The sequence below is a fragment of the Pseudothermotoga sp. genome (assembly GCA_025060105.1).
In the GTDB taxonomy this organism is placed as follows: domain Bacteria; phylum Thermotogota; class Thermotogae; order Thermotogales; family DSM-5069; genus Pseudothermotoga_A.
The window spans coordinates 147,027-153,136 of sequence record JANXCS010000005.1 but is presented as its reverse complement, the minus strand read 5'-3'; the positions used below and the strand labels follow the sequence as shown (position 1 = coordinate 153,136).

Sequence of the window (6,110 nt, the reverse complement as noted above, 5' to 3'; positions counted from 1 at the left end):
ACTTCTTTCAGAGGAGAAAGAACTTATACCTACATCGTCAATACTGCACAATGGGATACTCTCAAAGTTGGTTCAACCTGACACAACGCTTGCATCTGAATATTCCAGTTTGGTTAAAGAGTACGATCTTCTCTATAAGAATTTACTTAGCATCGTGAGATAAAAAGAATGGTGCGATTCACTAATCAACAAATTCAAGTTTCCTTCATAGTAGTTACCATTCCAAAACCCAGGCTGTTCTTCTCACCAAAGCCTGCTTCATAACCGAGTTTTATCAGCCTCGTATCCCCAACCGCAGTGAACGGAAAAACAGTTCCTCTCACTTGTATGTCTTTGATAGCTATCAACTTGGTGATCCTGCCACGTCTACGAATGTAGTCCCAGTCTGGTTCGATTGAAAATTCCGCCTCGATTTTTTCATCATAGAAAGCCGAATATTTCTTCAAAAGATTTGATTTCAAAGCTTGCTGAAACTCAGGTTCATCAGGCAAAAGATACCTATGGTAAAGTTTTCCACCCCTATCTACAGGTATACTCACCACCAGGGGAGAAAGCATGATGAAACGCATACGATCTTTAAAAATTGGTTCGCTCAAGGTATTTATCTGCTCGATCTCGAAGAAATTACCCTCTATTTCTATCACTGGAGATTCAATCATCGAAGAGAAAAAGTTCCTTATGAAATCTTCGCTACAAGAAGAGATGTACCAACGTCCCTTTCCTTCACCGACAAGTAGCATTCGATCCTTAACAGTGGAACTGTCGAAGAACAGCTGAGAAAAGGTGAAGAGCTTGAACCCTTTAAAGCCTCGATCGTGCAAGAAGGAGGCAAAATCTTGATCTTCATGTCTGAGTCTTTTGTACACGAATGAACAGAGTTGATATTGATAGTTGATTGGTATCACACTGTGCTTGGTTTTGAAAATGACTTCGAGTCGCATCGTACCACCCCCCCACAAAACTGAGTGATTATTCTTTCGAATACTTCACTCTGGCCTCATGAAAAACTTGGCAGAAACCCAAAGAGCAAAGATACCACCAAAAAGAAAGATTGTGTTCACCGTCAAAAAATACGAAACACTGAGTATATGGGCATTGGCGCTGAATCGAACAAGGTCTGCTGCATACTTGACAGGCAAGATGTACGCGATCCACCTTAGATAATCTGGCATGAAACTGATCGGAAAGTAAACTCCAGAGAAGAAAACCATGACCGTGTTGAGAACCGAAGCGACGTTGATTGCTGCGTTAGGATTTTTGAAGATTGAAACTATCAATACCCCTATCGCCATCATTCCAAGTGTAACGAATACAACGGTGGGTATCAACAAAAGCCAGTTGAAGGTTATATCACTTTTGAAGATGATTTTGCACACCAACAAGACCACAAAAAGTGAAACGAAGCTGAAGATCAATCTTATGAGTGATACACTCGAAACCACAGTGATTGGTTTCGTGGTGGTCAGAGATACCATTTTGAGAACACCTTTTTTTCTGTAATTGCCAAAAACAGTTATCATTGAAAACATGCCATTGGAGAAAAGAGAAAGTGCTATCACACCCATGACCATGTAATCGAATCCTGATATTTCTTTCTCCGTTTGATGCAGCTGAACTGTCTCGATCTTGACGAACTGTTTGGTCGAGTTCAAAGCCTTTTCAACAGTATTTCTCACAGACAGCTCAATCATTTTCACTTCTCCCATTAAAGAGGGATTGTCTTGATAGTGTAGAACAACTTTTGAACTCTGCACGCTCAATCCCATAGGAATTTTTCCTTTTTCTACATCTCGTATCAGTTCCTGATCTTTTTCGTAGATCTTCAAATTCCAATTACCATCATTCTGCAACGCAGAGAGCACCTTAGGATTGTCAACACACACCCCCATAGTTCTTCGATAATCAGATTCTCCACCGAACAAAAAACCGAATATCACAAGAAACACCACAGGGAAAAACAAAGTCATGAACAAACTTGAAAAGTTCCTGACGGATTCTACTGTGTAAGCTTTCGCAAAGGCGAAAAATTTTCTACTCATAAGCCATCACCTTCTTGAAATTCAACGAGAACAAGACGATCGATGCAACGAACCATACACTTGGAACCAACCACAGTTGCAATTGCGATAGATCGTATACACTATGGTACAGACTGACTCTCAGATTTTCCACAAGATAAGTTGTCGGTAGCACATAGGCTATAGCCTTTATGAAGAAAGGCATGTCAATACTCAGAATAGGAAAGTAAAAACCTCCCAAGAACATCATGATCTGATAAGAAATCTGAGCTACAACCATTGCGGTTGAAAATCTCTTGCAGAATGAAACGATCATCATTCCTATGCTGAAACAAACCAGCATCGAATAGAGAAGCTTAGCGATGAAACTCAGCGAAAGTGAAAGAGTGCTCACTTTGTACACTCCCAAACCCATCATGTATATGAGAATGCACGACAACACCATGGACACAAATATACTCAAACCGAGTGAGAAAAAGTATTCTAAGGCTTTGATCGGTGTGGTGTACAATTTCTTGTTCACACCGGCTTCACGATTGTAGATCAAATTGAGAGATAAATTGAAAACAGCTAAGGAAAGAATAGACATCAAAAGAATGGCTGGAAAGATGTAGGTTGTATACTTGAATTCTCGACTAATTCCACGTTTTTCAATGGGTTTGAGTTCGAATTCGACCGGTGTGTATTTTCCACCGGTTCGACTCAAAATTTGCTTGGTCATTTCAACATCCACGCTTTGGAAGATGGACTGTAATATCCTTCCAGCCGTTTCAGACTCAGTGGAGTTAACCAGCGTATAGACTTCGAGTTTCACAGCTTCTCCAGCAAACAGCACACTCCTAGCCAGAGCTAAATTCAAACCTTTTGGTATTTTCAGAACCACATCGATTTTCTTCAACTGAAGATTCCTTTGAGCTTCTTCAAAATCGTCAAAGTATACGATCTGGAAAGGTTTTGGGCTGATCTGCTCGAGAACCTGCGAAACTATCTTGCCAAAACCCGCCGGTTCCTCTTCTTTGAAGACTCCCAGCTTAAAACTCACACCTTCGTCGTTATAAAAACCAGAGAAAACGGAGGACAATATGAAGAAAAGTATGAGTGGAAAAACGAATGGCCAGAAAAAACCATTGAATTCACGCACATCGTTCAGAAAGAAAGCTTTCGCCAGCTTGAAGATCTTCACGCAGACCACCCTCAATCTCTGAGAGAACGACCCGTCAGGTTCAAAAAAACGTCTTCAAGGTTCGGTCTTCTGATGACGACGTTGTCTATGACGATTCCTAGTTGCTTTGCTTTGGTCAGCAACATGTGGATGGATTCTTCAACGTTACTCGTCGGTAGGATCAGCCTATCGTGATCAGAAAGTTTCAGCTCGGCGATTTCTCTTTGAAGGACATGGGGATTGTCCGCAGTGAATTCTATGTAGCTGTCCATTTCGAGCAAATTCACAAGCTGAGCCACTGTCCCACTCGCTATGATCTTTCCATGATCCATGATGTAAACTTTGTCTGCCAGTTTTTCTGCTTCTTCCATGTAATGAGTTGTCAGAAAGATCGTTTTACCTTTCTTCTTCAATTCTTCTATTATCTGCCATGTGTGCCTCCTAGCTTGAGGATCGAGCCCAGTGGTGGGTTCATCTAAAAACAGTATCTTCGGATCGTTCACGAGTGCCACGGCGAAGGAGAGTCTTTGGAGCTGCCCACCAGAAAGGTTCTTCACTTTGCTTTTCAGTTTCTCTTGCAAAGCTACAATTTCTACAAGCTCGATCACTCGTTTCTTATCAACTTTGACTCCGTACAAACCTGCGAACAGCTCTATAGTTTCCTGAACAGTCAAATATTCAAAAAAGGCAGTCTTTTGAAGCTGAACACCCATCTGAGATTTGATTTCCTCATCGATTCGTTCCACTTTCCTACCAAAATAATATATTTCTCCACTGTCTTTCTTTCTCAAACCTTCCATGATCTCCACCGTCGTGGTCTTACCCGCACCGTTTGGGCCCAAAAGTGCCACAACAGTTCCTTCCTCAACGTCTAAATCAACCCCATCGACTGCTTTGACTGATCCATAGTACTTTCTGAGATTTCTCACGACTATCGCGTTCAACTTTCCACCCCCTTTGGCCGTACAAACCATTATACAATGCTGTATTTGAGTCATGATAAATTGGTGCTTTGGAACTCAAGACGAATTGAACAAAAACAGAATGAAAAGATTTGGGAAAAAGTTCAACAACATTGCCGATAGCTTTTGGTTGAATGAGCGACACAACATTCCAACTCAAACTGGACAAAAAACAATGCGCAAGTTTTGACTTGAAAACCTCTGCCAATTTTTGCAGAAAAACAGCGCGTCTGTCCTGAGCAAGTTCATTCAAGTTTGGTTCATATCCATTTCAAAAATACCGAATGTGACATGAACTTCAAAGAGAGAATCACGTGCTCAGTGTTTTGAAGGTTACAAATTATTTTAGTATTATTGTTTTTTCACTTCTCTTGCGACTTGTTATGATAAGAAGCGTTTAAAATTTAAACAGAAAGGAGTGATGTATATGTTGAAAATCGGTTCTGAAGCATTGAATTTTTCATTGAAGGATCAAGATGGGAACTTGATTCAACTTTTTCAATTCAAAGGTAAAAAGGTGCTGCTTTCGTTCCATCCTTTGGCGTGGACTTCTGTGTGCGCGGAGCAAATGAAAGCTTTGGAGCAAAATTATGAAGAGTTCGAAAAACTGAACACGGTTCCTTTGGGCTTGAGTGTGGATCCTGTGCCGAGCAAAAAAGCTTGGGCTGGTTCTTTAGGATTGAAAAGATTGAGGATCCTTTCAGATTTCTGGCCACACGGAGAGGTTGCAAAACTTTACGGTATATTCAGAGAAAAAGATGGTTTTTCCGAGCGAGCTAATGTGATCGTGGATGAGACGGGAAAAGTGATTTTCTTCAAAGTCTATCCGATCAGGGAATTGCCAGACTTGAATGAGATTCTGAATTTTTTGAAAACGCACTGAAACTTTAGCATGTCTTGGACGCTGCTACAACATTCAATCTTGTTTTTCTGCTGGTTTGTCGGATGGTTGATTTTTTGGAGATTGAGATTCATATCTGAGTCGAAGTCTAACGATCTTCCAAAAGTTTCACTGATCGTTCCTGCACGCAATGAGGAGAAGAACTTACCGAAACTTCTTTCGGCGTTGAAGGAACAAACTTATAAGAACCTCCAAATAATCGTTGTGAACGACAATTCTACCGATGCGACAAAACAAGTTGTGATGAGGTTCGATGGTATCGTCTTGGTGGATCTCAAGGAAGAACCTCCACCAGGATGGGTTGGGAAGTCTTGGGCATGTTGGAACGGTTATTTGAAAAGCGATGGAGAAATCATCGTGTTCATGGACGCCGATGTTGAACCAGCGAGGAACGCAGTGGAAACTTTAGTCGCACTTTTAATGAAGGACGGTGGTCTCGTCTCAGTTTGGCCGAACCAAAGGCTGGAAAAATTCTATGAACATTTGACCTTGCCTTTCAACATGATCGTCGTAGGCTCGATGGGAAGTTTTTCTGCTTTCAATCTGAAGCCCATGGGCGCATATGGACCAGTTGTGGTTGTGAAGAGGAAGGACTATGAAGAAACTAAAGGTCATTCGGCGTTCAAGAACGGCGTACTTGAGGATATAAAACTTGGAAGGTTGTTTATAGAGAAAGGTTATGCGGTGAACAACTATCTTGGAGGCAGGATCATAAAGTTTCGCATGTATCCGAATGGTTTTAAAGAGATGTTTGAAGGCTTCACTAAAAATATGTCTTTAGGTGCGGCCTCGGCGGGTTTGAATTTCTTCTTGGTATTTTCTTGGCTGGTGGGTGTTTATTCTTCAATCTTTAATCTTCTTTCACCATCGTTTTTCATCTATTATTTTTTGTTCGTTTTGCAGATACACATCGTTTCCAGGAAAACTGGTGATTACAATTTTTTAGATGCTCTTCTTTATCCAATGCATTTTTCATTCTTCCTCATCGTGTTCTTCACTTCACTCATCAAAGTGATCTTCTTCAAAACGGTTGTATGGAAAGGAAGAAAGATACGTGTTTGAACTTT

At 41.0% G+C, this 6,110-nt stretch carries 6 protein-coding genes; 2 read left to right on the top strand and 4 right to left on the bottom strand.

Features of this window, described 5'->3' with window-relative positions; translation table 11 throughout:
- Positions 1 to 194: 194 nt before the first annotated feature.
- The 4 genes from cas6 to NZ875_06470 are packed head-to-tail and all read right to left on the bottom strand — an operon-like array spanning position 195 to position 4,124.
- Positions 195 to 941 (bottom strand): CRISPR-associated endoribonuclease Cas6, encoded by a 747-nt coding sequence (gene cas6 / locus NZ875_06485; GenBank protein MCS7175385.1) that lies wholly within the window; start codon positions 939 to 941, stop codon positions 195 to 197.
- A 45-nt stretch (positions 942 to 986) separates the two neighbouring features.
- Positions 987 to 2,039 (bottom strand): ABC transporter permease, encoded by a 1,053-nt coding sequence (locus tag NZ875_06480; protein MCS7175384.1) that lies wholly within the window; start codon positions 2,037 to 2,039, stop codon positions 987 to 989.
- The gene (locus NZ875_06475) at positions 2,032 to 3,201 is read right to left on the bottom strand and encodes an ABC transporter permease (protein ID MCS7175383.1); all 1,170 of its coding nucleotides are present in this window, start codon (positions 3,199 to 3,201) and stop codon (positions 2,032 to 2,034) included. The genes NZ875_06480 and NZ875_06475 overlap by 8 nt, the downstream gene beginning before the upstream one ends.
- 11 nt (positions 3,202 to 3,212) lie before the next feature.
- The gene (locus tag NZ875_06470; GenBank protein ID MCS7175382.1) at positions 3,213 to 4,124 is read right to left on the bottom strand and encodes an ABC transporter ATP-binding protein; all 912 of its coding nucleotides are present in this window, start codon (positions 4,122 to 4,124) and stop codon (positions 3,213 to 3,215) included.
- A 445-nt stretch (positions 4,125 to 4,569) separates the two neighbouring features.
- On the opposite strand from NZ875_06470, the gene NZ875_06465 reads away from it, so the two are divergent.
- Both NZ875_06465 and NZ875_06460 read left to right on the top strand, forming a co-directional pair.
- The gene (locus tag NZ875_06465; protein MCS7175381.1) at positions 4,570 to 5,025 is read left to right on the top strand and encodes a peroxiredoxin; all 456 of its coding nucleotides are present in this window, start codon (positions 4,570 to 4,572) and stop codon (positions 5,023 to 5,025) included.
- Between the two features lie 9 nt (positions 5,026 to 5,034).
- Positions 5,035 to 6,105, top strand: coding sequence for a glycosyltransferase family 2 protein (locus NZ875_06460; protein MCS7175380.1), 1,071 nt, complete (start codon positions 5,035 to 5,037; stop codon positions 6,103 to 6,105).
- The last annotated feature ends 5 nt before the right edge of the window (positions 6,106 to 6,110 follow it).

Coding starts and splice junctions, on each gene's coding strand:
- NZ875_06460 (MCS7175380.1), top strand. CDS start 5,035: ATGTCTTGGACGCTGCTACAACATTCAATCTTGTTTTTCTGCTGGTTT.
- cas6 (MCS7175385.1), bottom strand. CDS start 941: ATGCGACTCGAAGTCATTTTCAAAACCAAGCACAGTGTGATACCAATC.
- NZ875_06465 (MCS7175381.1), top strand. CDS start 4,570: ATGTTGAAAATCGGTTCTGAAGCATTGAATTTTTCATTGAAGGATCAA.
- NZ875_06480 (MCS7175384.1), bottom strand. CDS start 2,039: ATGAGTAGAAAATTTTTCGCCTTTGCGAAAGCTTACACAGTAGAATCC.